The organism is Burkholderia guangdongensis, assembly GCF_013403875.1.
Lineage (GTDB): Bacteria > Pseudomonadota > Gammaproteobacteria > Burkholderiales > Burkholderiaceae > Burkholderia > Burkholderia guangdongensis.
The window spans coordinates 75815-100925 of the sequence record NZ_JACBNX010000012.1; the positions used below are offsets into that span (position 1 = coordinate 75815).

The 25111-nt window shown below is 63.5% G+C and carries 24 protein-coding genes, 1 tRNA gene and 1 pseudogene; 18 read left to right on the forward strand and 8 right to left on the reverse strand.

Annotated features, from left to right (window positions below):
• The first annotated feature begins 20 nt into the window (after nucleotides 1–20).
• The 4 genes from HZI36_RS13240 (at nucleotide 21) to HZI36_RS13255 (ending at nucleotide 2145) form a co-directional block, all read left to right on the forward strand.
• Nucleotides 21–779, forward strand: a complete 759-nt coding sequence (locus HZI36_RS13240; protein WP_179403097.1) for a cytochrome c1 — start codon at nucleotides 21–23, stop codon at nucleotides 777–779.
• A 95-nt stretch (nucleotides 780–874) separates the two neighbouring features.
• Entirely contained in the window at nucleotides 875–1486 is a 612-nt protein-coding gene (locus HZI36_RS13245; protein WP_012734444.1) for a glutathione S-transferase N-terminal domain-containing protein, read from the forward strand.
• A gap of 57 nt (nucleotides 1487–1543) precedes the next feature.
• Complete coding sequence (locus HZI36_RS13250) at nucleotides 1544–2050, forward strand: ClpXP protease specificity-enhancing factor (protein WP_179403181.1); 507 nt, start codon at nucleotides 1544–1546, stop codon at nucleotides 2048–2050.
• 19 nt (nucleotides 2051–2069) lie between these two features.
• A tRNA-Thr gene (locus HZI36_RS13255) sits at nucleotides 2070–2145 on the forward strand.
• A 76-nt stretch (nucleotides 2146–2221) separates the two neighbouring features.
• Here HZI36_RS13255 and HZI36_RS13260 read toward each other — a convergent pair.
• Nucleotides 2222–2461 (reverse strand): type II toxin-antitoxin system HicB family antitoxin, encoded by a 240-nt coding sequence (locus HZI36_RS13260; RefSeq protein WP_343050163.1) that lies wholly within the window; start codon nucleotides 2459–2461, stop codon nucleotides 2222–2224.
• A 47-nt stretch (nucleotides 2462–2508) separates the two neighbouring features.
• Between HZI36_RS13260 and HZI36_RS13265 the strand changes: the two genes are divergently transcribed.
• Both HZI36_RS13265 and HZI36_RS13270 read left to right on the forward strand, forming a co-directional pair.
• A complete protein-coding gene (locus HZI36_RS13265; protein WP_179403099.1) occupies nucleotides 2509–2781 on the forward strand; it encodes a type II toxin-antitoxin system TacA family antitoxin in 273 nt (90 codons plus the stop codon).
• A gap of 3 nt (nucleotides 2782–2784) precedes the next feature.
• Nucleotides 2785–3270: a GNAT family N-acetyltransferase gene (locus HZI36_RS13270; protein WP_179403100.1), complete on the forward strand. Its 486-nt coding sequence runs from the start codon at nucleotides 2785–2787 to the stop codon at nucleotides 3268–3270.
• A 61-nt stretch (nucleotides 3271–3331) separates the two neighbouring features.
• Here the strand turns inward: HZI36_RS13270 and HZI36_RS13275 are convergent, their stop codons facing one another.
• From HZI36_RS13275 to tssJ, 4 genes are all read right to left on the reverse strand, one after another.
• Nucleotides 3332–3667: a hypothetical protein gene (locus HZI36_RS13275; protein ID WP_179403101.1), complete on the reverse strand. Its 336-nt coding sequence runs from the start codon at nucleotides 3665–3667 to the stop codon at nucleotides 3332–3334.
• A 24-nt stretch (nucleotides 3668–3691) separates the two neighbouring features.
• Nucleotides 3692–4477 carry a type IVB secretion system protein IcmH/DotU gene (gene icmH, locus HZI36_RS13280; protein ID WP_179403102.1) on the reverse strand — a complete coding sequence of 262 codons (786 nt, stop codon included), beginning with the start codon at nucleotides 4475–4477 and terminating at the stop codon, nucleotides 3692–3694.
• Entirely contained in the window at nucleotides 4474–5820 is a 1347-nt protein-coding gene (gene tssK / locus HZI36_RS13285; RefSeq protein WP_179403103.1) for a type VI secretion system baseplate subunit TssK, read from the reverse strand. Before tssK ends, icmH begins: the two co-directional genes overlap by 4 nt.
• 146 nt (nucleotides 5821–5966) lie before the next feature.
• Nucleotides 5967–6581: a type VI secretion system lipoprotein TssJ gene (tssJ, locus tag HZI36_RS13290; protein ID WP_179403104.1), complete on the reverse strand. Its 615-nt coding sequence runs from the start codon at nucleotides 6579–6581 to the stop codon at nucleotides 5967–5969.
• A gap of 370 nt (nucleotides 6582–6951) precedes the next feature.
• Here tssJ and HZI36_RS13295 point away from each other — a divergent pair, with 370 nt between their 5' ends.
• The 9 genes from HZI36_RS13295 to tssA all read left to right on the forward strand — a co-directional run bounded on the left by HZI36_RS13295 (nucleotide 6952) and on the right by tssA (nucleotide 17713).
• The gene (locus HZI36_RS13295; protein WP_179403105.1) at nucleotides 6952–7596 is read left to right on the forward strand and encodes a tetratricopeptide repeat protein; all 645 of its coding nucleotides are present in this window, start codon (nucleotides 6952–6954) and stop codon (nucleotides 7594–7596) included.
• 37 nt (nucleotides 7597–7633) lie between these two features.
• On the forward strand, nucleotides 7634–8149 hold the full coding sequence (gene tssB / locus HZI36_RS13300) for a type VI secretion system contractile sheath small subunit (RefSeq protein WP_179403106.1): 516 nt from the start codon (nucleotides 7634–7636) through the stop codon (nucleotides 8147–8149).
• A gap of 39 nt (nucleotides 8150–8188) precedes the next feature.
• Complete coding sequence (tssC, locus tag HZI36_RS13305) at nucleotides 8189–9679, forward strand: type VI secretion system contractile sheath large subunit (RefSeq protein WP_179403107.1); 1491 nt, start codon at nucleotides 8189–8191, stop codon at nucleotides 9677–9679.
• Between the two features lie 72 nt (nucleotides 9680–9751).
• Complete coding sequence (locus HZI36_RS13310) at nucleotides 9752–10255, forward strand: Hcp family type VI secretion system effector (RefSeq protein WP_179403108.1); 504 nt, start codon at nucleotides 9752–9754, stop codon at nucleotides 10253–10255.
• An 84-nt stretch (nucleotides 10256–10339) separates the two neighbouring features.
• A complete protein-coding gene (gene tssE / locus HZI36_RS13315) occupies nucleotides 10340–10825 on the forward strand; it encodes a type VI secretion system baseplate subunit TssE (RefSeq protein WP_179403109.1) in 486 nt (161 codons plus the stop codon).
• Between the two features lie 68 nt (nucleotides 10826–10893).
• Nucleotides 10894–12732 carry a type VI secretion system baseplate subunit TssF gene (gene tssF / locus HZI36_RS13320; RefSeq protein ID WP_179403110.1) on the forward strand — a complete coding sequence of 613 codons (1839 nt, stop codon included), beginning with the start codon at nucleotides 10894–10896 and terminating at the stop codon, nucleotides 12730–12732.
• Nucleotides 12696–13796, forward strand: coding sequence for a type VI secretion system baseplate subunit TssG (gene tssG / locus HZI36_RS13325; RefSeq protein ID WP_179403111.1), 1101 nt, complete (start codon nucleotides 12696–12698; stop codon nucleotides 13794–13796). The genes tssF and tssG overlap by 37 nt, the downstream gene beginning before the upstream one ends.
• Nucleotides 13797–13831: 35 nt before the next feature.
• On the forward strand, nucleotides 13832–16552 hold the full coding sequence (gene tssH, locus HZI36_RS13330) for a type VI secretion system ATPase TssH (protein ID WP_179403112.1): 2721 nt from the start codon (nucleotides 13832–13834) through the stop codon (nucleotides 16550–16552).
• 57 nt (nucleotides 16553–16609) lie between these two features.
• Nucleotides 16610–17713 carry a type VI secretion system protein TssA gene (gene tssA, locus HZI36_RS13335; RefSeq protein WP_179403113.1) on the forward strand — a complete coding sequence of 368 codons (1104 nt, stop codon included), beginning with the start codon at nucleotides 16610–16612 and terminating at the stop codon, nucleotides 17711–17713.
• A 543-nt stretch (nucleotides 17714–18256) separates the two neighbouring features.
• Here tssA and HZI36_RS27525 read toward each other — a convergent pair.
• The 3 genes and pseudogenes from HZI36_RS27525 to HZI36_RS13345 all read right to left on the reverse strand — a co-directional run.
• Nucleotides 18257–18394 (reverse strand): annotated as a pseudogene (locus HZI36_RS27525) (DUF1016 domain-containing protein); the annotation flags it as partial.
• Nucleotides 18395–18415: 21 nt separating this feature from the next.
• Nucleotides 18416–18556, reverse strand: coding sequence for a DUF1016 N-terminal domain-containing protein (locus tag HZI36_RS27005; protein ID WP_246327070.1), 141 nt, complete (start codon nucleotides 18554–18556; stop codon nucleotides 18416–18418).
• A 138-nt stretch (nucleotides 18557–18694) separates the two neighbouring features.
• Entirely contained in the window at nucleotides 18695–18928 is a 234-nt protein-coding gene (locus HZI36_RS13345) for a SymE family type I addiction module toxin (protein ID WP_179403114.1), read from the reverse strand.
• Between the two features lie 377 nt (nucleotides 18929–19305).
• On the opposite strand from HZI36_RS13345, the gene HZI36_RS13350 reads away from it, so the two are divergent.
• The 3 genes from HZI36_RS13350 (at nucleotide 19306) to HZI36_RS13360 (ending at nucleotide 25111) form a co-directional block, all read left to right on the forward strand.
• Nucleotides 19306–22089 carry a type VI secretion system Vgr family protein gene (locus HZI36_RS13350; protein WP_179403115.1) on the forward strand — a complete coding sequence of 928 codons (2784 nt, stop codon included), beginning with the start codon at nucleotides 19306–19308 and terminating at the stop codon, nucleotides 22087–22089.
• Between the two features lie 38 nt (nucleotides 22090–22127).
• Nucleotides 22128–24077, forward strand: a complete 1950-nt coding sequence (locus HZI36_RS13355; protein ID WP_179403116.1) for an alpha/beta hydrolase — start codon at nucleotides 22128–22130, stop codon at nucleotides 24075–24077.
• Between the two features lie 74 nt (nucleotides 24078–24151).
• Nucleotides 24152–25111, forward strand: a complete 960-nt coding sequence (locus HZI36_RS13360) for a T6SS immunity protein Tli4 family protein (protein ID WP_179403117.1) — start codon at nucleotides 24152–24154, stop codon at nucleotides 25109–25111.

Genomic DNA, 25111 nt, shown 5'->3' on the forward strand with positions numbered 1-25111 from the left:
GTGAGCGAGGAGAGAACGACATGAAGAAATTGCTTTCGACGCTCGCGCTGATCGGTGCGACCGCCTGCGCGCTGCTGGTTGCGCCGGCACAGGCCGCGGAGGGCGAATTTCCGCTCGACCGCGCGCCCGATAACACGGAAAATCTCGTTTCGCTTCAGCACGGCGCGCAATTGTTTGTAAACTATTGCCTGAACTGCCATAGCGCGAGCCTGATGCGCTACAACCGTCTGACGGATCTGGGCATTTCCCAGAAGGAGATCGAGCAGAATCTCCTGTTCACGACCGACAAGGTCGGCAGCACGATGACGATCGCGATGCGGCCCGACGACGCGAAGAGCTGGCTTGGCGCGGCACCGCCCGATCTGTCCGTCGAGGAGCGCGCGCGCGGCCGCGACTGGCTGTATACGTATCTGCGAAGCTTCTACCGCGACGATACGCGGCCGACCGGCTGGAACAACGCGGTATTCGCGAACGTCGGCATGCCGCACGTGCTGTGGCAACTGCAGGGGCAGCGCGCGCCCGTATACGAGGATGCGGTGAACGAGGAGACGGGCGAGAAGACGCACCAGCTCGTCGGCTTCAAGCAGCTCACGCCGGGGACGCTGTCACCGGTGGATTATGATGCTGCGGTAGCCGATCTGGTCGCTTACATGACCTGGATGTCCGAGCCCGCCCAGCAGACGCGCAAGCGCGTCGGCGTCTGGGTGCTGGTGTTTCTCGGCTTCCTGACTTTCCTCGCATGGCGGCTGAACGCCGCTTACTGGAAAGATATCAAGTAAACACGCCGTGACCGGCGTGGGGTCGGCGCAACGAAGAGCCCGTGGAACGGTTCTTCCACGCGCCGGCCCTCGGTTTTTTTGAGGAAATGCAAATTATGATGGTTCTGTATTCCGGCACGACCTGCCCGTTCTCCCAGCGTTGCCGGCTGGTGCTGTTCGAGAAGGGCATGGACTTCGAGATTCGCGACGTCGACCTGTTCAACAAGCCGGAAGACATCGCGGTGATGAATCCGTACGGTCAGGTGCCGATTCTCGTCGAGCGGGATCTGATCCTGTACGAGTCGAACATCATCAACGAGTACATTGACGAGCGCTTTCCGCATCCGCAGCTGATGCCGGCCGACCCGGTGCAGCGCGCGCGCGCGCGCCTGTTCCTGCTCAATTTCGAGAAGGAGCTGTTCGTGCACGTGAGCACGCTCGAGAACGAGAAGGGCAAGGCGGCGGAGAAGAATCACGAGAAGGCGCGCCTGGCGATCCGCGATCGCCTGACGCAGCTCGCGCCGATTTTCGTGAAGAACAAGTACATGCTCGGCGAGGAGTTCTCGATGCTCGACGTCGCGATCGCGCCGCTGCTGTGGCGTCTCGATCACTACGGGATCGAGCTGTCGAAGAACGCGGCGCCGCTGATGAAGTACGCGGAGCGGATCTTCAGCCGCCCGGCATATATCGAAGCACTGACGCCGTCCGAAAAGGTCATGCGTCGTTAATGGCATGACGGAGCGGCGGCGCGGGTGGCCGCGCGCCGCTCCGGTTCGAGGATCGTGATGCAAGAGATTTCAACGAAGCCGTATCTGCTGCGCGCGCTTTACGAGTGGTGCACCGACAACGGCTACACCCCGCACATCGCGGTGAGGGTCGACAATTCGACGCGCGTGCCGCGCCAGTTCGTCCGCAATGGCGAGATCGTGCTCAATGTGAGCTTCGATGCGACGAGCCAGTTGCAGATGGGCAACGAGTGGATTGAGTTCACCGCGCGGTTTTCCGGGCAGGCGCACAAGATCGAGATTCCGGTGGCGAACGTTCTTGCGATTTATGCGCGCGAGAACGGGCAGGGGATGGCGTTCCAGGTCGAGGCGGCGGAGGCGGGCGGTGATGCGGGCATGATCGACGAGGATCTGCCGGTGGAGCGCGCGGCGGATGATGGCGATGTGCCGGTGAGTGACAGCGGTGCGAACGAGGAGCCGTCGGAAGGCGCGGACGAGCCGCCGACGTCCGATGGCGATGGAGACGGCTCGAAGGGTGGTCGGCCTCGCCTCAAGATCGTGAAATGAGGTAGAATTTCGGGCTTACGCCGGCTTAGCTCATCTGGTAGAGCAGTTGATTTGTAATCATCAGGTGGCGGGTTCGAGTCCTGCAGCCGGCACCATATCTGACAAGGGGTTACGTGAAGTTTGCGTAACCCCTTCGCGTTTCCAGATGCCGGTCGCAGCGCTGAATGATTGTCATGCGTGTGTGGCGTGCTCCGGGACTTCGCGAGCAGCGCCCCCCAATACTTCTTCCGACCACTGGTTGACGCTTTCACCGGACATCGCGGCGGCGATGCCAACGCGCGCATGTACGTCCGGATCGATGCGCAACATCAGTTTTCCCGACGCCGGCTTTTGCGGCTTGCGTCCAGTCTGCTCGCAATCGCTCAGATAGTGATCCTCGGCCGCGTGGAAATCACTGGTCAGTTCACACACGCCTCGCAGGTTTGTACGGTATAATTCCGTACACAAAGGAGCCTGCCATGACGACCGCTACCGCTCGCCTTGATCTTCGCCTTGAATCCCGTGACAAGGATCGTATCGCCAAAGCCGCTGCGCTGCGCGGAATGGCGGTGTCTGCCTTCGTGCGCGATGCCGTGCTGCGCGAGGCCGATACAACCATCGCGGCTGATGCTGTCGTCACGCTATCGGAAGAGGAGTCGCGCCGCTTTCTCGCCGCACTGGACGAGCCGTTTCGTCCCAATGATCGCCTCAAAAAGGCGATGGATGCCGCTGCCCGTCTGGCGCAGCGCTAACGCATGGCGCTTGTCTTCACTGTCCTTGATGGTCGCAATCATGACCGCGGCGGCTTCGCCTGCGGCGTTGCCGCGCTGGACGACTACCTTCACCACCGGGCCGGGCAGCATCAACGCGATGGTATTGCTACCACCCATGTTTTGATCGACGACGCATTGCCCGCGCGAATCCTCGGCTATTGTTCGCTGTCTGCTGCGCAGGTTCATCTGGGCGAACTGCGTGAGGAAGACCGCAAGCGCCTACCCGCATACCCCGTGCCCGCGATACGGGTAGGGCGATTGGCTGTGTCGCAAACCGAAAAGGGTAGGGGTTACGGTCAGTTGTTACTGGGCCATGCGGTCAATCTAGCCATGTCCGTGCGGCAAACTATGGGGGGGCGCGTGCTAGTCGTGGATGCCAAGGATGCGGCAGTGGCAGCGTTCTACGAAGGATTCGGCTTCCGGCGCACAGCCAATGCAACGCTGACGTTGTATTTGCCTATTGGTTGATCCATGCAACCCCCACGAGATCCACCGACTACTCATCTGGAGTGCGAAGTATCGAATGCATTCACCCGGCAGGCGGAACGATAATCAACGCGCATTTCGCGAGCAGCCCGACCAGAATCCCACCAGCCACCCATCCCACCACCAGCCACGGAATATGCCGCGCCCGATTCGCGTCGTACTTCCACGCCATTCCGAACAGCAGCGGAATGAATAACCCGATCACACCGACATACCGCGGCCACACCGCTGGGATGATCGGGTGCGCCCTGAGCGAGTCGAGCATGCTGGCGACGACCCACCAGCACGGCAACCCGACGACGAACAGCCCGCACCCGAGCATGACCGTGCTGCCCCCCGGCATGTCCGCATCATCATCGCCGACTTCGTCCTCACGCATGACCGTCCAGCCGGCGACCCACGCTCACGGCAACGAAATCGTCAGATTTGCCGATTCCGGCCCGACCTTGATGATCTGCGAATAAGGCGCCAGCGCCTGCAGCGTATGGTTCTTCAGATACGAATTGAGCCCGAGGAACGCGAGCAGTGCGACGAGCCCGAACACCGCGCCGATCGCCCACACCGGCACCTCGCGCTTCAGCCGATGCGCGATCTGGTCCGGCAGCGGCCAGTGCGGCGCGAACGGCGCGCGCTTGCCCTTCATGTGCGCGATTTCGTCGCCGAGGCGCGCGGTCAGGTAGGCGAGCTTCTCCGGCCCCTCGAGCAGATACTTGCCGCGAAAGCCGAGCAGCAGGCACATATGGAACACCTCGAGCGATTGCAGCCGCGCGGCGCCCTGCGCGCGGCAGTCCTCGAGAGACTGGAAGAACTTCTCGCCCGCGAGCTGCTCGCCGAACAGCACGAGCTGCAGCGGCCGGCGCTCCCAGTCCGCGCGGATCTTGAACTGCGACGACAGCACGAGTTCGTCGACGGCCGCGCAGAACGCGAACTTCGCCGCATACACGTCTTCGGCCGCGATGTTCAGCCGCTTCGCGCCGCGCTCGAATTCGCCGAGGAATTCCTGAATCCGCGTGCTGAACTCCTGCGCGCTGTCCGGCTCGCGCCCGTTCTTCAGCAGGAACAGCATGAAGAAGCCGTCGTACAGCAGATCGAGCAGCGAACGCGCCTGGAACGCGCTATCGGTCGACGCCGCGGTTTGCATGGAGGGCGGCGGCGTGCTGCCGCCGAGCAGAGAGGGCGCGTAGTTCATGAGGTGACCGCGATCAGTTCGAATTTCAGATCGTTGATGCCAGTCGGCGCGTAGATCATCGCGGACTGGGCCTGCAGCATGCGCTCATACAGCGCGCCGCGCGAATCGAGCGCGAAGTAGCACGCGCCCGGGCGCACCGGAATCGCGGGCGGCACCTGCGGCGTGTACGTGAGCCGCACGCCCGGCATTGCCGACAGCACGAGCTTGTCGACGTCGTCCGGCGCGCCGACCTTGAAGCGCGCGGGCACGGCGTCGACGAGCTCGACGCTCGGCATGTCCGCCGACACCGCGAGGTAGAACGCGGTCTTGTCGTCGATCTTGCCCGAGTCGAGCCGGCCCAGATGGAACGACGGACGCACCTCGTCGAGCGTGATCGCGAAGTAGCGCGTCGAGATCACGGTGTCGAGCAGCTCGCGCAGCATCGTGTCGAGCTGCGCGAACGCGGGGCCCGGATCCTCGTGCCGGTAGACCGGCAGATCGGCGAGCGCATAGTTCTTCGAGAACGTCATCAGCTGGCCCGCGAGGCGCAGCAGCTCCTGGAACAGCCGCTCCGGATGCAGCGCCGCGTGCTGGTGCAGGTGCGCGAGCGCGGCGAACGCGGCGTTCGCGGTGTGCAGCAGCCAGAACGACGCGATGTCGCCCGAGCGGAACTCGATGATGTTCTTCGACGGCTCGCGGTGAAAGCCGTACAGCGCGTTGACCTTCGCCTGCAGCGCGTCGATCAGCTGGCGCAGCCGCTGGTGCAGGATCGGCGACGCCTCGATCGCGAGGCACGGCGGCACGAAGCTGTCGTCGATCTCGAAGCCCGACGTCGCGGTGCGCCGCACGCGCACGAGCGGCACCGACAGCAGCTGGTCGCGCGGCTCGTTGTTCGAGATCAGCTTCACCTGCGTCTTCAGGAACGTGATGTCGGCCTCGGCCGCATCGGTGAAGTGGTCGCCGATACTCGTCTGCTCGCTGACGAAGCGCGTCATGAAGCCGGCGGCCGGATCGTCGCTGTAGTTGGTGCCGTTCTCGCGCAGCGGATGCAGCGCCAGATAGAACACGAATTCGTTGATCCCCTCGGGCAGCGTGTCGAGCGCGACCGGCGGCGGCAGCGCGTCGGCCTGCGGCGCCGCGTACAGCGCGCCGTCCGGGAACACGAGCGACAGCTCGCTCGCGCGCAGCACGTTGCTGCCGAGCGCGTCGCGGTCGAAGCGCACCGAACGCACGCCCCAGTTGTAAGGCTGGATCGCCTGGATCGATTCGAACAGGCGCGCCTCGTGGTACGCGTCCTGCCGCTGGAAGTGTTGCGGCCGGAGGAACAGGCCTTCCCCCCACAGCACCTTGGCCGAATAACTCATGTCAAACCCGGTTAATAAAGATCCAGTGCGAAAGATTCGATGCGCGGTAATCGCGCGGTATTCGATACGCTCGCGCCCGAATTAAATCGTCAAATGTTAAATCCTGTTAATTGACATTCATACGTCACGCTTACATCCGGCGGCATTCAGCCGCAGGTCACGGCCGACAGCATATTGAGCGGCTGCGACGGCATTCCCTGTTGAGGCGCGATCACGCTGCCGTTCGTGACCGTCATCGCGCAATTGTGCAGGCCGATGATTATGCCGGATTTCTCCGACTTCGCCGGATCGAACGTCAATTTCCAGCGCTGAATCGCGGGATCGCGAAATAGCGCGACGATGCCGAATGCCTGCGCCTCGCGCGAAACCTTTTCGGTCGCGGCATAGCGCTGGCCCGGAATCAGCGTGACTTCACGCACGCTCAGCAGATCGGCACCGAGCGCGGCCTTTTCCTTGTCCGGATCGGTGAAGCTGTCGAACGGCGCTTGCTGGAACGACGTCGGATCCTTCAGCGCGTAGAGGCGCACGACGAGCGCGAGCGGACGATTGTCGTTCGCGGCGTTCAGGTTCTGCGCGGCGTACAGCGTGATGCCGATGTCGCGCGGCGGCTTCTGCGAATCGGGCAGGTCGGGCTTGCCGATCCCGGCCGCCTGCATGACGGCGGTGGCGGCGCTGCCGAGCAGCGGCACGCCGGCCGCGCAGCCGGCCAGCAGTGCGCACGCGGCGAGCGGTAGCGTGTAGCGAATCAGATACGAATTCATGGTGTGTCCGGCTTGCCGCCTCGTGCTCCCGATGTCAACGGTCCTTCCATCGCGCGATCGCCGGCGGCGGCTCGCGCATCGATTGATTGCGTGCGCACCCATCTGAATCAGGAAAAATTTTCCTGAAGATCGGATTGCAATGCGCCAAATAAGTAAATATTGCCAATTCAAAAATAGGTGAAACGCCGTTTCATTTTTTCCGAACAGGGCTTTTTGAGCGTGGCGCTCCAATTTAAAAGGATTTACTCGACACGCAAAGATTGAATTATGAAAAATTGATCGGTACTATACCCGCGCGCATCCCGCAAAGCAAAAGAACCTGAAACCTAACGAGATTTAAAACTCACGCTCACGCGCCGGTGATAAAACGATGAAAGACCGTCTCTTCGCAAAATTTTCTGGGGTAGTGTTGGCTTGCGGCGTGATCGCCGGCTGTGCGACACAGAACAACGTGCCGCCGACCGCCGACGCGTTCAACAAATCGCTGGCCGATGCGGACGCCGTTGCGAAGTCGGGCGATCAGGACAAGGCGATCGGTCTTTATCAGTCGCTCGCGAAGGCGGACCCGACGCGCGAGGAGCCGTGGTCGCGCATCGCGCAGATCCAGTTCGCGCAGAACCACTACGGCCAGGCGATCGTCGCCGCGCAGGAAGCGCTGCAGCGCGACCAGACGGACCGCGCCGCGAAGAGCGTGCTCGCGGTGTCGGGGCTGCGCATCGCGACCCAGTCGCTCGGCGAGTTGCGCCAGGACGCGTCGCTCGCGGGCGACGCGAAGTCGGACGCGCAGGCGCTCGCGAAGCAGCTGCGCGACACGCTCGGCGAGGCCGCGCTGTTCCCGCCGGAGCAGCAGAAGCCGGTCGTGCGCCGCCGCCGCATCGTGCGTCACGCGAAGGTGCAGACCGAAACGACCGCGAACGCCGCCGCCACGCCGGCGGCCGCGAATCCGTCGCCGGCCGCGACCGCGCCGGCGACGGCGCCCGCGAAGAGCGGCGATCCGTTCAGCGCACTGCGCTGAGCGCGGGCGTACCACTTACCGAACACGGGAGCCGCAAATGGCGAAGAAGGAAAGCATTCAGAAACGCTTGCAGAAAGTGCGGCCGCCGCGCGTGCAGCTGACCTACGAGGTCGAGAAGGGCGACGCGATCGAGATCAAGGAGCTGCCGTTCGTCGTCGGCGTCGTCGGCGATCTGGCCGGCCAGTCCGAGGTCGAGCAGCCGAAGCTGCGCGACCGCAAGTTCGTGAACATCGACCGCGACAACTTCGACGACGTGATGAAGGCGATCGAGCCGCGCGCCGCGTTCCAGGTGGAAAACCGGCTGAGCGGCGAAGGCGGCAAGTTCGCGGTCGACCTGAAGTTCCGCGCGCTGTCGGATTTCAGTCCGGACGACGTCGTCGAGCAGGTCGAGCCGCTGAAGCGCCTGCTCGAGGCGCGCTCGAAGCTCGCCGACCTGCGCAACAAGCTCGCCGGCAACGACAAGCTCGAGGATCTGCTCTCTGAAGTGCTGAAGAACACGCAGCAGCTGCAAGCGCTCGCGAAGGGCACCGGCGGCGATAAAGATGGCGAATGAGAGAGCGAATGAGCGGGCGAATGAGGACGGGGTACTGAAATGAACCAGCAAACGGCTTCGGCCCAGACGAGCGGCGCGGAATACGCCGACGGCACAACACTGCTCGACGATATCGTCGAGAAGAGCAAGGTCGCGAAATCCGAATCCGAGCATGCGCGCGCGAAGGACCTGATCGGCGAGCTCGTGCATCAGGTGCTCGACGGCACGGTGATCGTATCGGACAACCTGTCGGCGACGATCGACGCGCGCGTCGCGGAGCTCGACCGGCTGATCTCCGACCAGCTTTCCGCGGTGATGCACGCGCCCGAGTTCCAGCGCCTCGAAAGCACGTGGCGCGGCCTCGACTATCTGGTCAAGGAAAGCAACACCGGCCAGACGATCAAGATCAAGGCGCTTCACGCGCCGAAGCGCGATCTCGTGCGCGACTTCAAGGCCGCGACCGAGTTCGACCAGAGCGCGCTGTTCAAGAAGGTCTACGAAGAAGAGTTCGGCACGTTCGGCGGCGCGCCGTTCGGCACGCTGATCGGCGATTACGAGATCTCGCGCCAGCCGGAAGACCTGTATTTCATCGAGCAGATGTCGCACGTCGCGGCGGCCGCGCACGCGCCGTTCATCGCGTCGGCGTCGCCGGAGCTGCTCGGCCTCGAATCGTTCGCCGATCTCGGCCGCCCGCGCGATCTCGGCAAGGTGTTCGACACGGTCGAATACGCGAAGTGGAAGTCGTTCCGCGATTCCGAGGATTCGCGCTACGTCGGCCTCACGCTGCCGCGCTTCCTCGGCCGCCTGCCGTTCAATCCGAAGGACGGCCAGACCGCCGAGAACTTCAACTTCGTCGAGGACGTCGACGGCACCGATCACGACAAGTACCTGTGGTGCAACGCGTCGTGGGCGTTCGCCGCGCGGCTGACGGCCGCGTTCGACGACTACGGCTGGTGCGCGGCGATCCGCGGCGTCGAGGGCGGCGGGCTCGTCGAGGATCTGCCGACCCACACGTTCAAGACCGACGACGGCGAAATCGCGCTCAAGTGCCCGACCGAGATCGCGATCACCGACCGCCGCGAGAAGGAGCTGAGCGATCTCGGCTTCATCCCGCTCGTTCATTGCAAGAATTCCGACTACGCCGCGTTCTTTGCCGCGCAATCGGTGCAGAAGCCGAAGAAATACAGCACCGACAGCGCGAACGCGAACGCCGTTCTGTCCGCCCAGCTGCAGTACATCTTCTCGGTGTCGCGCGTTGCGCACTACCTGAAGGCGATGATGCGCGACAAGATCGGCAGCTTCGCATCCGCGCAGAACGTCGAGTCGTTCCTCAACCGGTGGATTTCGCAATACGTACTGCTCGACGACAACGCGACGCAGGAACAGAAGGCGCAATTCCCGCTGCGCGAGGCCTCCGTGCAAGTGGCAGAGATTCCGGGCAAGCCGGGCTCGTATCGTTCGGTCGCGTTCCTGCGGCCGCACTTCCAGCTCGACGAACTCTCGATTTCTTTGCGCCTTGTCGCTGATCTGCCCAAACCGGCAAATTCATAAGCGAAGTGAGATCGCCCGGGCGGGCCGCCTGGGTAGGACGTTAAAACCACCTCTTTGGGGAGTAGAAGGGCCATGCTAGACATGTATCTGAAGTTCGGTAATCCCGCCATCAAAGGCGAGTCCGCTGACAAGGACCACGCCGGATGGATCGAACTGAAATCCTGGGATCACTCGATCATCCAGCCGCGTTCGGCGACCGCGTCGACGGCCGGCGGCCATACGTCGGAGCGCTGCGAGCACGGCGACATGGTGTTCACGAAGGAGATCGATTCGTCGAGCCCGCTGCTGTACCAGCACGCGTCGGGCGGCACGACGTTCGACGAAGTGACGATCGATTTCATGCGCGCGGACGGCGAAGGCAAGCGCGTGAAGTACCTCGAGGTCAAGCTCAAGTACGTGATCATCTCGAGCGTCACGCCGAGCGTGCAGCAGGAAGGCCTGCCGACCGAAACGTTCTCGCTGAAGTATGCGGCCGTGCAGTGGAAGCAGACGCAGCAGAAGATCGGCGGCAACCAGGGCGGCAACACGCAGGGCGCCTGGAGCCTGACGAAGAACGACAAGACCTACGCGGTCTGACGTCGACTGCGGCAACGGGGCGCGCGGCGTCCCGTTGCCGTTTTTGCTTTGCGCTTTGCTGTGCGCATTGTATTGCGCTGCCTGATGAAACGCTTCGAACCGAGTTTTCTCGACAAGCTGTACGACGATGAACCGCACCAGCCGGCTTCGGCCGCGATGCGGCAGCTGTCGCTCGACGAGCTGAAGAGCACGGTCGCCCGCGACGTCGAGGCGATCCTCAACACGCGCATCGCGTTCAACGACGACGATCTCGCGGCGCTGCCCGAGTGCCAGAGTTCGGTGCTGACCTACGGGCTCAACGATTTCGCGGGTTTGAGCCTCGTGAGTCACTACGACCGCACGTTCATCTGCAAGTCGATCCAGCAGGCGATCGCGCGTCACGAGCCGCGCCTGCAGCAGGTGCAGGTGAAGTTCGAGCTCAACGAACAGTCGACCAACGCGCTTTATTTCGCGATCCAGGCGCTGCTCGTCGTGCATCCGGCCGAGGAGCCGGTCAGTTTCGACGCGATGCTGCAGCCGTCGACGCTGCAGTATTCGGTCACGCGCGCCCGGGGCGCGAAGGCGTCGTAACGCGCGGTGTCTTCACGCCCCGCGCGGGCGCGCGTCCGGCAATTAAGGAAAAAGTTCGGGGTTCATCGATGGAAGAGCTGCTGCCGTATTACGAGCGCGAGTTGTCGTTTCTGCGGCGCTATTCGCGGGACTTCGCCGAACGCTATCCGAAGATCGCCGCGCGCCTCGCGCTGTCCGGCGAGCATTGCGAGGATCCGCACGTCGAGCGGATGATCGAGTCGTTCGCGCTGCTCGGCGCGCGGATCAACAAGAAGCTCGACGACGACTACCCCGAATTCACCGAAGCGTTGCTCGAGGTACTGTATCCGCACTATCTGCGGCCGTTTCCGTCGTGCTCGATCGCGCAGTTCGCGCTTGGGCCCCCGGGGCAGCAGACGGGCGCCGTCGTCGTGCCGCGCGGCACCGGGCTGACGACCCGCCCGATCCGCGGCACCGAGTGCCGGTTCCGCACCGCGTATGACGTGACGCTCGCGCCGATCCGCATCTCGGAGGCGCGCTACACGCCCGTCGCGCTCGCGCCGAGCGCGACCGTGCTGCCGCCGAACGCGACCGGCGTGATCTCGATCACGTTCGAATCGCTCGCGCCGCAGCTCGATCTCGGTGCGCTGCAGGCGTCGCCGTTGCGCGCGCATCTGCATGGCGAGCAGTCGTTCGTCGCCGCGCTGATCGACTGCCTGTTCGTGAACGTGCTCGGCGCGTACGTCGAGCCCGAGCGCAACGGCCGCTGGGCCGCGCTGCGCAAGCCGCCGATCGCGCAGGCCGGTTACGACGAGGCCGACGCGCTGATCGACTATCCGGCGAAGTCGCACCCCGCGTACCGGCTGCTGACCGAATACTTCGCGTTCCCGGACAAGTTCGACTTCGTCGACTTCGATCTCGCGGCGATCGCGCGCGCGGCCGGCCGCTGCCGGCGTGCGACGCTGCATCTGGTGCTGCGGGACGTGCGCGGCGATTCGCACGTCGCGCGCCTGCTCGAGCTGCTGAGCGCGAGCCACTTCCGCCTGTTCTGCACGCCGATCGTGAACCTGTTCCGCCAGCACGGCGAGCCGATCCGCATCACGCATCGCGCGGTGTCGTATCCGGTGATCGCCGAGTCGCGGCGCGCGTTCGCGTATGACGTGTACTCGATCGATTCGGTGAAGCTCGTGCGGCAGGAGGCACACGAAGAGAGCGTGATCGAGTTCCGGCCGTTCTATTCGCTGCATCACGGCGAGGCCGCGCGCGTCGGCCACTACTGGTTCGCGCGCCGCAACGAGCAGGTCGCGCAGCGCAGCCCCGGCTACGAGACCGAGATCTCGATCGTCGACATCGACTTCGAGCCGAGCTCGCCGCAGACCGACACGCTGAGCCTCGACCTGACCTGCACGAACCGCGATCTGCCCGCGCTGCTCGCGTTCGGGCTCGAGGGCGGCGATCTGTTCCAGCAAGGCGGCGCGAAGGATAGCGGCTCGGTGTCGATGCTGCGCCGGCCGACGCCCAGCGCGCGCTTCGAGCGCGGCCGCTCGGCGCACTGGCGGCTCGTGTCGCATCTCGCGCTCAATCATGTGTCGCTCGTCGATCACGGGCTCGCGCCGCTCAAGGAGATGCTCACGCTGTACGACCTGCGCCGCACCGCGGTGTCGATGCGCCAGATCGACGGGCTCGTCGGCATCGAGCAGCGCGGCGCGGTGCAGTGGCTGCCCGGCAAGCCGTTCGCGACGTTCGTGCGCGGCATCGAGGTGCGCGTGACGATCGACGAGGAGCATTTCGTCGGCTCGAGCCTCGCGTCGTTCGTGCGCGTGCTCGACCATTTCTTCGGGCTGTACGTGCACCTGAACAGCTTTGTCCAACTGGTCGTCGTGTCGAAGCGGACCGGCGAGGAGATCATCCGATGCAAACCCCGCACCGGCGAATCGATCCTGGCGTAGTCGGCCAGCTGCTCGACGAGCCGCATCGCTTCGAGTTCTTTCAGGCGGTGCGCGTGCTCGAGGGCTGGTTCGCGCGGCAGGCCACCGACGCGCCCGGCGCGTGGCGCCAGGGCGACGTCGTCGCGCAGCGGATCGGCTTTCGCAACACGCTGTCGCTCGGCTTTCCGGCGAGCGAGATCGAGCGCGCGGATTCGTTCGACGCAGCCGGCGGCGCGCTGAAGGACGCCGGCGCGCGCGACGCGGCGCTCGTATCCGGCGAGCTCGGCCGCGTCGAGCTGACGCCCGCGTTCTTCGGGCTGCTCGGCGGGCAGGGCGCGCTGCCGCTGCATTACACCGAGCAGATCGTCGCGCGCGAGTACCTGAAGCGCGATCGCGCGGCGCGCGCGTTCTTCGACGTGTTCTCGAACCGCGCGACCGCGCTGTTCTACTCGGCGTGGAAGAAGTACCGGCTGCCGTTGCACTACGAGCTCGATCGCGACGAGCGCTATCTGCCACTGTTGCTCTCGATCGCGGGCATCGCGAGCGACGACGTGCGCGACAGCCTGCAGGCGGGGCCGGGCGGCCTGCTGGACGAGGCCGTCGCCGGCTACGCGCTCGCCGCGCGGCACCGGCCGATGTCGGCCGCGTATCTGCAGCGCACGCTGTCCGACTACTTTCGCGCGCCGGTGCGCGTCGATCAGTTCATCGGCAAGTGGTACGACGTGCCGCCCGATCAGCTCACCGTGCTCGGCGAAGTCAACGCGACGCTCGGCGGCGCGGCGCTCGTCGGCGAGCGCGTGTGGCAGCGCGACATGCGCGCGCGGCTCGTCATCGGGCCGCTGTCGAAGCGCGACTACGAGGCGTTCCTGCCCGGCGGCGCGCAGGCGCTCGCGCTCGAACGGATGCTGACGCTGCTCGCCGGCGTCACGCTCGAATACGAGGTCACGCTCGTGCTGCGCCACGAGGAAGTCGGCGCGAGTGTGCTCGGCGCGGGCTCGCGTCTCGGCTGGGACGCGTTCCTGTGCACGCGCGACGCCGAACGCAACCGCGACGACGCGCGCTACGAGCTGCACGTGATTCACTGACAACGACAGACATAAACGAACCTGAGACCGCTTCCATGAGCACGCCCCTGAAGACCCTGATCACCAAACTGAATCCGCTGTGCCGGCAGGCGACCGAGCGCGCGGCGAGCGCGTGCCTGTCGCGCGGTCACTACGAGGTCGATCTGGAGCATCTGTTTCTCGCGCTGCTCGACGAGCCGGCTTCCGATCTGACGCTCGCGCTGCGCGCGAGCCGCATCGACGTGCATACGCTGCGCGCGGATCTCGAACGCGAGCTCACGCGGCTGAAGACCGGCAATACGCGCACGCCGGTGTTCTCCGTGCATCTGATCGCGCTGTTCGAGCAGGCGTGGCTGATCGCGTCGCTCGATTCGCAGCTCGGCCGCATGCGTTCCGGGCATCTGCTGCTCGCGTTGCTGAGCGCGCCCGATCTCGCGCAGTTCGCGCAGCGGATGTCCGCGCAGTTCGCCGACGTGCGGGTGACCGACCTGAAGCACAAGTTCGACGAGCTGACCAGCGGGTCCGCCGAAGTGGAGCCGCGGCAGACGGAGGCGGCCGACGGGGCAGGTGGGGCCGAGGGGGCCGACGTGTCGGCGGCCGGCGTCGCGCGGCCGGCGGGGCCGTCGAAGACGCCCGCGCTCGATACGTACACGACGAACCTCACGCAGCGCGCGCGCGACGGCAGGATCGACCCGGTGATCGGCCGCGACGCGGAGATCCGCCAGGCGATCGACATCCTGATGCGGCGCCGCCAGAACAATCCGATCATGACCGGCGAGGCGGGCGTCGGGAAGACGGCGGTCGTCGAAGGGCTCGCGCTGCGCATCGCGGCCGACGACGTGCCGCCGCCATTGCGCGGTGTCGCGCTGCACGTGCTCGACATGGGGCTGCTGCAGGCCGGCGCGAGCGTGAAGGGCGAATTCGAGAACCGGCTGAAGAGCGTGATCGACGAGGTGAAGAAGAGCCCGCATCCGATCATCCTGTTCATCGACGAGGCGCACACGATCATCGGCGCGGGCGGGCAGGCCGGCCAGAACGACGCGGCGAACCTGCTGAAGCCGGCGCTCGCGCGCGGCGAGCTGCGCACGATCGCGGCGACCACGTGGAGCGAATACAAGAAGTATTTCGAGAAGGACGCGGCGCTCGCGCGGCGCTTCCAGGTCGTGAAGATCGAGGAGCCGAGCGAGCCGCTCGCGGCCGCGATGCTGCGCGGGATGGCCGGGCTGATGGAGCAGCACTTCAACGTGCGGATTCTCGACGACGCGATCACCGAGGCGGTGCGCCTGTCGCATCGCTACATCAGTGGCCGCCAGCTGCCGGATAAGGCGATCAGCGTGCTCGACACCGCGTGCGCGAAGGTCGCGCTCGCGCAGAGCGCGACGCCCGCCGCGATCGACGATACGACGAAGCGAATCGAGCGGATCGACGCGGAGATCGCATCGCTCGAGCGCGAGGTCGCGAGCGGCGCGTCGCCCGACGAGCGGCTTGCCGGAAGGCTCGGCGAACTGCGTGCCGAACGGGAGGCGGCGAGCACGCTGCTCGCGGCCGACGAGGCGCGCTACGACGGCGAGCGGGCGATCGTCGCCGAGATCACGGAACTGCGCGCGGTGCTCGATGCGGCGCGCGCGTCTTCGTCATCACATTCGCCTGCGCCTGCGACGGACGGCGCCCCGGTCGACGTGCCGGCGACGCGCGACAAGCTCGCGGAACGCATCGCCGCGTTGCACGCGCTGCAGGGCGCGGAGCCGATGGTGCCGCTGCAGGTCGACGCGCACGTGGTCGCGGAGATCGTCGCGTCGTGGACCGGCATTCCGCTCGGCCGGATGGTGAAGGACGAAATCGACACCGTGATGAACCTGCAGCCGCTGCTCGCCGCGCGCGTGATCGGCCAGGATCACGCGCTCGAAGCGATCGCGCAGCGCGTGCGCACCGCAACCGCGAACCTCGAGGATCCGAACAAGCCGCGCGGCGTGTTCATGTTCGTCGGGCCGTCGGGTGTCGGCAAGACCGAGACCGCGCTCGCACTCGCCGACATCCTGTACGGCGGCGAACGCAAGATGGTCACGATCAACATGAGCGAGTACCAGGAAGCGCACAGCGTGTCGGGGCTGAAAGGTTCGCCGCCGGGTTATGTCGGCTACGGCGAGGGCGGCGTGCTGACCGAGGCGGTGCGCCGCAATCCGTATTCGGTCGTGCTGCTCGACGAGGTCGAGAAGGCACACCCGGACGTGCTCGAGATGTTCTTCCAGGTGTTCGACAAGGGCGCGATGGACGACGCCGAAGGCCGCGAGATCGACTTCCGCAATACGCTGATCATCCTGACGTCGAACGTCGGATCGTCGGCGGTGATGCAGGCGTGCCTGAACAAGACCGCCGACGAGCTGCCCGATCCGGACGCGCTCGCTGAAACGTTGCGACCGCAACTGTACAAGACGTTCAAGCCGGCGTTTCTCGGCCGGATGAAGGTCGTGCCGTACTACCCGATCTCCGACGACGTGCTCGCCGAGATCATCGAGCTGAAGCTGGAACGCATTCGCAGCCGGATCGAGACGAATCATCGCGCGGCGTTCGAATGGGACGAGTCGCTCGTCGACGCGGTGCTCGCGCGCTGCACGGAAGTCGATTCGGGCGCGCGCAACGTCGATCACATCCTGAACGGCACGCTGCTGCCGGAGATCGCGACGCACGTGCTCGGCCGGATCGCGGAAGGCGGCGCGATCGCGCGGATCGCGGTGCGCGCCGACGACGCGGGCGAATTCGAGTACACGATTGAATGAGCGCCGCGATGTGCGGCGCGTGACGAAGCATTGAAGCATCACTGGATGACCTGAGCCATGCCGATCAATCTCACCGAGTTGCTGACGCCGGTCAGCGACACGTCGCCGTGCGGCGACGACCTGCTGTTTTCGTCCGACTTCGACGCGATTCAACATGCGCGCCGTTTCGACGACCCGTCGCTCGACCAGGGCGAATGGGTGACCGAGATCAAGGAGGCCGACTGGGGCTTCGTCGTCGACCGGTCGACTGAACTGCTGCGCACGCAGACGAAGGATCTGCGGCTCGCGGTGTGGCTGACCGAGGCGCTCGGGATCGAGGAGGGCGTGAAGGGGCTGACGCAGGGCTACGCGCTGCTCGAAGGGCTGTGCCGCGAATTCTGGGACACCGTGCATCCGCTGTCGGACGGCGACGACGCGGAGTACCGGCTCGGCAACGTCGCGTGGCTCGCGGGGCGTACCGCCGAACTGCTGCGCGCGGTGCCGCTGACCGACGGCGCGTCGAACGCGTTCAGCATGGTCGACTGGGATGTCGCGCAACACGTCGCGCAGGCGGTGCGGCGCGATCCGGAGCATGCGGACGACATTACGCGCGGCAAGCCGTCGGTCGAGCAGATCGATGCGTCGAAGCGGATGACGCCGGTGGCGTTTTATGCGGCGTTGCTTGCCGATTTGAAGGCGTTCGAAGCGGCGCTAGAGGCGTTCGAGCAGGAGCTCGAGCGGCGGGCGGGGGATGCGGCGCCGAGCTTCAGGCAGGCGCGGGATACGTATCGCGATGTGTATGGGCTCGCGGAGCGGTTTGCGCGCGAGCAGGGGTATAGCGATGCGGTGCCGCAGGCGAAGGCGATGCAGGACGGCGTGCCGGAGCGAGCCGAGCCGAGCTTCACGACACCGCTTCATTCGGAGAACACGCCGATGCAGATGCAAGCCGGTGCGCGACCGGTGGCGATCGCCGGGATTCACGGCCGTGCGCAGGCCGTCGAGCAGTTGAGGGCCGTCGCGAAGTATTTCCGGCAGACGGAGCCGCATAGCCCGGTTGCGTATCTCGCCGATAAGGCGGCCGAGTGGGCGGATATGCCGCTGCATCTGTGGCTCGAGAGCGTCGTGAAGGACGACGGGTCGCTCGCGCATCTGCGGGAGTTGCTGGGGGTGAAGGGGGAGTGAGCGGCCGGCGCGTGCAGCCCGGACGGCGGGGCGCCGAGATTTGCGCTCGGTGCTCGTGCCGCTGAGCGCGGTGCGCGAGGGTTTGACTGCCGAACTCGGGCCTCGGAGCGCCGCGCACGGCGGTTTGAGCGCCGCATTCGGGCCTCAGAGTGCCGATCGCGAGGATTTGACTTCAGCGCGCGGGCCTCCGACCTTCAATCGCGCGGGTTGACTGTCGAGCACGGGCCTCCGACCTCCGTGTGCACGAGGGTTTGACCTCGACGCACGGGCCTCCGACCTCGGCAGATGGGTCTCCGGCCTTCATGCGCGAGGATTGACCTCAGTGCGCGAGCCTTGGACCTCCGTCTGAATGAGGGTTCGATCTCGGCGCGCGAGTCTCTGATCTTCGTGCGCGAGTGTTTGATCCCGGCGTACGAGTTTACGGCCTTCGTGCGCGAGGATTTGGCCTCGGCGCACGGGCCGCTGACCTCCGGGCACGAGGGTCTAGGGGCCTGTCAGGGGCCTGCCTGTGCGCCTGACGGCGGAACGCCGGGGGGCGCACTGCTATCGTTGGCGAGCCTTGGGACGCATCGCTACACGAGACTCCAGCATCCGCCGCGTTCTCTGGCGCTCTTTTTGCAACAACTCGGCATCGGGCAGCACGGTTCGGTAGTTGGCTGCCATGACCTTGGTGGGCAATCCAATTTCTCGGCGGACAGCTCGCTACCCGATTTTCGAGACGGCGTCTCGGAAATCTCGGGCCGCTGATAGGCGAAGAAAAAAACGCCGCATGTTCTCGAGGTTGTCCGCGCTGAAGCCGCGCCCGAACTGGGCGGTCAGGTCGGCCGACAGCCGTACAATCAACTGCTCGCCGCCGCAGTTGTAGAAGGCGTCCTGCTATTACTCATGCCACCACCTCTGTACTCCGTCGCCCGAGAATGTCTTTGAACGCATCGCGTGCGCCGGTTCGGCATAGGGCTGCGTTAGCAGCCCTCCGGTCGTTTAACTAGGGGTGATCGTCAGCCTGCCGTACTCGACCGTGATTTTGACCTTTCGCCACGGTTCGAATCCGGCATGCTCGATCCAACGTCCCGAGAGCTTTATCCATGGGTAATACTTCGGCGGCGCGTATTTGCGGAACTGGGTATCCCAGTAGGGACGATATCGTTGAGACTCCCGGACGGTCACGAATCTATCCGGGAAGGGATGTTGTGTCTTATGATTGGCGTCAGCCATGACTAACTCCTCTGGAGAGTTGGTTGTGGTCAGCGGGCCGTGGGTGCTCTAACACCTGCGGCCCGCGCTTCGTTTACCTCGCGCATTTCCTCCTGATGTGCGGGCTGCATTGAGGGGTTCGTGTTGTGTAACCATCCCCCATCGCGAGCTTGGGCGCAATCTGCCGTTTGGGTATCTGCACGTCTGATTTTGCGGGACCGAGTGCGCCGTGCCGCTAGGTCTATTTCGGATCACGAACAAGCTTTGACTTTTATCAGTCGGCCCGTCGCGCGCGCCGCTAGAATCGTTCGATCAAACGCGGCCGTGGCGTAGCGTGCTGACCATCCTTCGTGTCGATTTCTCTTGGGTGGTCGAACCTGAGAGATAGGACAACGAAAATGGTACTCAGCCCTCCATCATTCGGGGAACTGAAATATCGAGATTTGTATGAGTCGATCCAACGGGGGCTGTTGCAGCATGATCGGCTGTTGATGCTGGACACGCCACTCGGAAAAAATGCATTGGTTCCGCTGCGCGCGCGAGGTTCGGCCCGAATCGGCCGCAACTATACGTGGACCATCGATGCTGCATCGCTATGTGACGACACGGCGCTGCTGTCACTGATGCACCAGCCGGTCTCGCTCTGGATTCAGCAGATTACCGCTCCGTTCGGTATCCCGGTCTACGGCCCGATCCACGGGTTTGTGCATCGGGTTGCCTACCTTGGCGGGGATGGCAGTTTATCGACGTACCAGATTGAATTTTCGTCGGCGCTGGTCTTTCTCGACAAGACGAACAACGAGGAAGGCTGGCTCGAGAAAACATCATGCGAGATCGTCTCCGACATATTCAACCGGTATCCGCAACTGCGCGGGCAGTATCGTTTCGTTCTGTCGTCCGAACCGGAGACGCACTCATGGCGCAGGCAGAGCGAATCCGATCTGCACTTCGTGAATCGCCTGGCCGAGGCCGAGGGTTGGTATTTTTACTGGGTTCACGAGAATACCGGCGATGGAGAAGCGTCGCAGACGACGCTTGTCATCGTCGATCGGGTGGCCTCGCTGCCGGAAGCGAAACCGGTTGAATATGTGCGGGCGAACGGCGCTGACGAGCCGGACGGGATGGCCCATTGGGCCACCGTGCAGACGATGCAAAGCATGCGCTATATGTCGCGCGCTTTTGATTACAAGCGTCCTGGTTACTACGATCACCCGGCCGAGAGCACACTTGAATCGACCACCTATTGGATACCGTATCGGCGGCAGAGGATCGAGCAAGGTATTCCAGGCGTACCGATGACGGTGTACGAATCGACTGCTTATGGCTACCCGAACTCGGACAGCGGCGCGGCCCGCGCGATTCGCCGGGTGCAGGCATGGGACGCCCAGGCCAACCGGCATTTCGGGGTGGGCGGCGTGCGGTGGCTCGATGCGGGATTGAGGTTCGTGCTGAACAATCATCCCCGCCATCCGGATACCGATTCAAAAAACCGGGAATTCCTCGCAGTCGAGGCGCGCTGGTTCATCGAGAACAACGTGCCGATCGGTCGGCAGACGGTCGAGTTTCCGCACAGCCTTCGTGCGACGCTTGCCGAGCAACAGGCGATTCATCGCGAGCGATTCAAGACGCCGGGGCATGCGGCAGATGGTACGGCCGGATATTTTGTGCTGGAGGTGGAGGCGCAGTCCGCGACGGTGGAATACCGCAGCCCGTTCGAGCATCCGAAACCGATGATGTCAGCCGAGCATGCGCTCGTTGTGACCCCGAACGGCGCGCAAGCGTGGACGAACGAGCGAAATCAGGTGAGGGTGCAGTTCGCATGGGATCGCAAGAATCCGTCCGGCGCATTCAATTCTTCACCGTGGTTGTCGTCGTTCCAGTCCGACACGGGTAACGGCTATGGCTCAGTCCATGTGCCAAGGGCCGGGGATTGGGTCGTCGTCGATTACTGGAATGGGGATTGCGATAAGCCGTTCATTGCAGGGCGCATCAACGGAGGCACGACGCCGCCCCCGTTCCATTCGAATGCGCTGCAATCGGGCTTCAAGTCGAACGGCTTCGGCAAGACCGGTGCATTCAATGCATTCGTGCACGACGACGCAACGAATCAGGGCGGCACGCGTATCGTCAGCTATACCGGCAAATGCTATTCATCGCTCGCGCTGGGTTATCTGATCCGACAGAACGGAAACACGCGTGGCCGGTATCTCGGCGCCGGCTTCACGTTGCACGCGGACGAATACGGCGCAATGCGTGCCGGCAAGGGTCTTTCGATCAGCACGCATCCGAAAGCCTGCGACGACGAGCAGATGTGCGTGGACGAGGCGAGATCGAGATTGCAGCAGGCGGGGATGCTGGTCGAGTCGTTGTCGAGTGCGAGCACGACGGCGCAGGCGGAATCGCTGCAAGCCGGGCAGGACGCGCTAGATGGGCTATCAACGGACATCCGGCATCCGGTATCGGGCGAAACGTCGGGTGGCGTGACGGCGGGTGGTGGTACGGGCAGTGCGAATGGATTCGCACAACCGAACATTCTGGTTTCGACGCCGAAAGACGTTGCGCTGGTCGCAGACCGTTCGGCACATATCGTGGCTGACGGACACGCGAATATCGTCAGTCACGAGCACACCCACATCGCGACCGGCAAATCATTGTTCGTGGCAGCGGCGGAGAAGGTCAGCTTTTTCGCGCAGAAGCTCGGTGCGTTCTTCGTCACGGCGAAAGGCCCGATCAAAATATCGGCCAATACCGGTGATGTGGCCATTCATGCGGGGAAAACGGCCACCGTGAAGGCCAAGCGCATTGTGCTCGACGCCGATGAAATCATCGTCAAGGCCGGCGGTTCGTACACGAGATGGGTCGCAGCAGGCATTGAGGATGGCACGCAAGGCCCGCGGACGATCCGGTCGGCATCGTTCAGTCGTCAGGGGCCTGGTTCGGTTGCTCAGCACATGAACAGCCTGCCGCAGGCGAAATTCAACGACCCGTACGTGCTGCGCGATCGCATCACGGGCGAGGTGCTGAAGAACCATCCGTATGAGGTGGTGCGCGCCGATGGTACTCGCCTTAAAGGGATGACGAATGAGTTGGGCCACGTGGCCGAGCAGAAGAGCGAGGACGTTGAGGCGGTGATGCTGCGCGCGTTGCGGCCGGGTTCGAACGCGGGCGACGCATCGACGTGAACCATCTTGACCGATCCACAGACATTGCACGAGCCACGATGAGTGATAACCAGACGGATCATCAAAGCAGTTCACCGTTCGATGACGATGCCGAACAGGCGGTCGTACGGCAGACCGGACGCACGCATGCGGACGGATCGTCCTATGGGACATTCACGTTGACGCCGGCGAGCGACACGCGGCGCAAGGAACTGTTGTGCGACGTGCGTCCGATCATTCCGGTCATTTTTTTACCTGGAGTGATGGGTTCGCCGTTGGTGAATACGGAAACCGGTGACGAGATGTTTTTCGCGCCGAACACGGACGGCATGTTGGGGGATCTGGGTGCACTGCCAACGCTGCTTGGCATGTGGTTTAAGGGAGCGTCCACGCGAGAAAAGCAGTTCGACCCAACAGTGGCTGTGGTGACGCCTTTCGGGCCGGTCAGTGCCGGCAAGCATGACAAGGACGCCACGAAAGACCAGTACGTCGACGAGGCGGAAGCGCGTCGGCGGGGCTGGGGCTCTGTGTACCGGTCGAGCTACCAACCCGTTCTGGCATGGTTGCAGGAGCAACTGAACGAGCCGATGCACCTGGGGGAGCCCAAGGGGAAGTGGATCGAATCCGATCCCGACGGCGTGAAGTGGACGCTCAAGCCGGTGTTGGGCACCGAGCCGTCCGACTATGGGGCGATCGACGCTGGTGCGCAAGGCCGGGGGCAGGCGTTCACGAAAGATTCGGAGGTATTCCAGCACTTCATGAAATACCAGTACAGGGTGTATGCGATCGGATACAACTGGCTTCAATCGAATGAAAAGTCGGCGCAACAAGTGATCGAGGGCGCGGATTTCGAGGATAAGAAAACCGGCAAGTCGATGCGATTGATGGGGATCAAGGAGATCATCGCGGAGAACGATAGCGGCAAGGCGATCATCCTTACGCACTCGATGGGTGGATTGGTCGCGCGCATGGCGATCGCGATGCACGGGGCAGCGGGTCTATTGCACGGGGTGTTTCATAACGTCTTGCCGGCCACGGGCGCGCCGATCGCGGCGAAGCGGTTCCGTACCGGCGGCGGTAGCGAGGGCGGGTTGAACGGTTTCGTCAATGGAGCCCTGCTCGGGAGAGATGCGGGTGAGTTCGTGGCGGTAGCGGCGAATGCGCCGGGGACGCTGGAATTGCTGCCGATGCCGGATTACCACAACGGCGAGGCATGGTGGATCTTTGCGCGGCTCAATGGTCAACCGGTTCTGAAGTTGCCGCAGCAAGGCGATGTATACAACGAACTTTATATTAATCCGAAGTGGTATGGGTTAGTACCCGAGCAGTCGGCTTCGTTGCTCGATCCGGCCGGAATTGTGAAGGATCGCCTGGATAAAATGCCGCGAAAGAAGACGGTGTTTGATAATTTTGCGGAAACAATGAAGAATGTGGTATTTAATCAAAGTAAAATAAAAAATACATACCATGATAAAACATATATTGCCTATGGGGGTAGGGATTTGAAACCCAGAGGGATAACCACGTCGGGCGACAGCCACGGCAAACCGACGATCGAGAAAGGCAAGAAGCTGGCTGATCTTTTGGCGTGGGGCACGGTAGTCTGGAAGGGGAACGTGCCAGCGGACGTAACGGAGGAAGAACTGCGCGCCGCGCGGTTTTTGAGCGACAAGCACGGTGATACGCATACTGGGACGCTGCGCGTGCACTTGGACGCGCGCAACACTAGCATCGAATTCGAGGTTCAGAAAACGCCAATACTACCGCCTGGTAGCGATGCCCCCGATCCTGACAAGAACGGTATTGTGCCAGGCGATAGCACCGTGCCAGTCTGGTCGGCCGAAGCGCCCGCGCGTGGCGCCAATGGCGGTGCAGCCCCAGGCGTGCAAATGGTGTTTGACCAAGGAGGCTACGTGCATCAGGAAAGCTATAACCATCCATGGGTACGCTGGGCGTTACTCTACAGTATCGTGCAAATTGCACAGGATGCACCGGAGCCGAAATGCTGACACGAATTGGCCGATTGCTGTTTCTAGTGGCAGGCGTGGGTGCTTGTTCGATAACGTTTTCCGGGGAACCTACCATGACGAACCCTTTGTTGTCCAAGTCGCGCCCGTGGTGTATTGGCCGCTTCGTGTTCGATCGACCTGCGGCGAGCGAAATCACGAATCAGCGATATGAATTCCAAGGGGAGAAGCTGGAGACACAGTACAACGTACCGCCTGCCGTCTATCAAGCGAAGGTTGATGGACTGGAAAAAGAATATCGTACCAAACAACGTTTTAATCCTGTAAATTTGGAAGAAAAAACGGGGCATGCTTGGCTTGAGAAAGCGTTTTCCCCGACAAAAACCTCAAGAGTCCTTGTGTATCAGAGTGGCGTGGCAAAAACTGTCAAATTACCATTTGATACGGAAGGATATATTTACGAAAACAATACTCTCTTCCATACAACTGGCGGCATTGGATCGGCGGCAATTGGTCAGGTCGAAGATATTTATAACGGCATCTATCGCCGGATCAAAGCACGCGACAACTGGTCGGTGCCGACCGAATCGGGATTCTGCTTCGACGGAGGAATTGCCACTGGCTCGTCAACTTCTACCGAGGAGGTTAGTCAGTCCTTTGCGCTGATGCCGGGTCGGCCGGCGCTGCTGGTGATCCACATGCGCGATGCGGTCGACGCGGACCAGAAAGCACCGCTGACCAAGACCTTGCCCGAGCTGCGCGCGCAACTGGACCGAGTGTCGAGCGGCAGCTACCGCATATTGCGGCAGGGCAAGCGCACGGTGGCCGGGATGGACGCCGAGGAAGTGCTGTTCGCACTGAAAGAAGGCGAGATCACGTCGTATCGCTTCTATCTGCTCGCGCCGGGCGACCCAAGCACATTGGCGAAGCCACATACAGCCATTCAAATGGTGCTCGGCGCGAGCAGTCCCGATTTGAAGCCCGAGGAGGCAACATCGCCCGTCGATGAAGCGGGCGCGCTGCAAACGTGGGATACGCTGCTGAACAGCCTGCGCTTGCGGCCGGGCGCGGTGTAA

Bases quoted from the DNA above. Each gene is read 5' to 3' on its own strand.
- tssK (WP_179403103.1), bottom strand. From the start codon at position 5,820: ATGAGTTATTCGGCCAAGGTGCTGTGGGGGGAAGGCCTGTTCCTCCGG.
- tssJ (WP_179403104.1), bottom strand. From the start codon at position 6,581: ATGAATTCGTATCTGATTCGCTACACGCTACCGCTCGCCGCGTGCGCA.
- tssH (WP_179403112.1), top strand. From the start codon at position 13,832: ATGAGCACGCCCCTGAAGACCCTGATCACCAAACTGAATCCGCTGTGC.
- HZI36_RS13245 (WP_012734444.1), top strand. From the start codon at position 875: ATGATGGTTCTGTATTCCGGCACGACCTGCCCGTTCTCCCAGCGTTGC.
- tssA (WP_179403113.1), top strand. From the start codon at position 16,610: ATGCCGATCAATCTCACCGAGTTGCTGACGCCGGTCAGCGACACGTCG.
- HZI36_RS13310 (WP_179403108.1), top strand. From the start codon at position 9,752: ATGCTAGACATGTATCTGAAGTTCGGTAATCCCGCCATCAAAGGCGAG.
- HZI36_RS13295 (WP_179403105.1), top strand. From the start codon at position 6,952: ATGAAAGACCGTCTCTTCGCAAAATTTTCTGGGGTAGTGTTGGCTTGC.
- tssB (WP_179403106.1), top strand. From the start codon at position 7,634: ATGGCGAAGAAGGAAAGCATTCAGAAACGCTTGCAGAAAGTGCGGCCG.
- tssF (WP_179403110.1), top strand. From the start codon at position 10,894: ATGGAAGAGCTGCTGCCGTATTACGAGCGCGAGTTGTCGTTTCTGCGG.
- HZI36_RS13240 (WP_179403097.1), top strand. From the start codon at position 21: ATGAAGAAATTGCTTTCGACGCTCGCGCTGATCGGTGCGACCGCCTGC.
- icmH (WP_179403102.1), bottom strand. From the start codon at position 4,477: ATGAACTACGCGCCCTCTCTGCTCGGCGGCAGCACGCCGCCGCCCTCC.
- HZI36_RS13350 (WP_179403115.1), top strand. From the start codon at position 19,306: ATGGTACTCAGCCCTCCATCATTCGGGGAACTGAAATATCGAGATTTG.
- HZI36_RS13345 (WP_179403114.1), bottom strand. From the start codon at position 18,928: ATGGCTGACGCCAATCATAAGACACAACATCCCTTCCCGGATAGATTC.
- HZI36_RS13270 (WP_179403100.1), top strand. From the start codon at position 2,785: ATGGCGCTTGTCTTCACTGTCCTTGATGGTCGCAATCATGACCGCGGC.
- HZI36_RS13265 (WP_179403099.1), top strand. From the start codon at position 2,509: ATGACGACCGCTACCGCTCGCCTTGATCTTCGCCTTGAATCCCGTGAC.
- tssE (WP_179403109.1), top strand. From the start codon at position 10,340: ATGAAACGCTTCGAACCGAGTTTTCTCGACAAGCTGTACGACGATGAA.
- HZI36_RS13275 (WP_179403101.1), bottom strand. From the start codon at position 3,667: ATGCGTGAGGACGAAGTCGGCGATGATGATGCGGACATGCCGGGGGGC.
- HZI36_RS13355 (WP_179403116.1), top strand. From the start codon at position 22,128: ATGAGTGATAACCAGACGGATCATCAAAGCAGTTCACCGTTCGATGAC.
- HZI36_RS13250 (WP_179403181.1), top strand. From the start codon at position 1,544: ATGCAAGAGATTTCAACGAAGCCGTATCTGCTGCGCGCGCTTTACGAG.
- HZI36_RS13360 (WP_179403117.1), top strand. From the start codon at position 24,152: ATGACGAACCCTTTGTTGTCCAAGTCGCGCCCGTGGTGTATTGGCCGC.
- tssG (WP_179403111.1), top strand. From the start codon at position 12,696: ATGCAAACCCCGCACCGGCGAATCGATCCTGGCGTAGTCGGCCAGCTG.
- tssC (WP_179403107.1), top strand. From the start codon at position 8,189: ATGAACCAGCAAACGGCTTCGGCCCAGACGAGCGGCGCGGAATACGCC.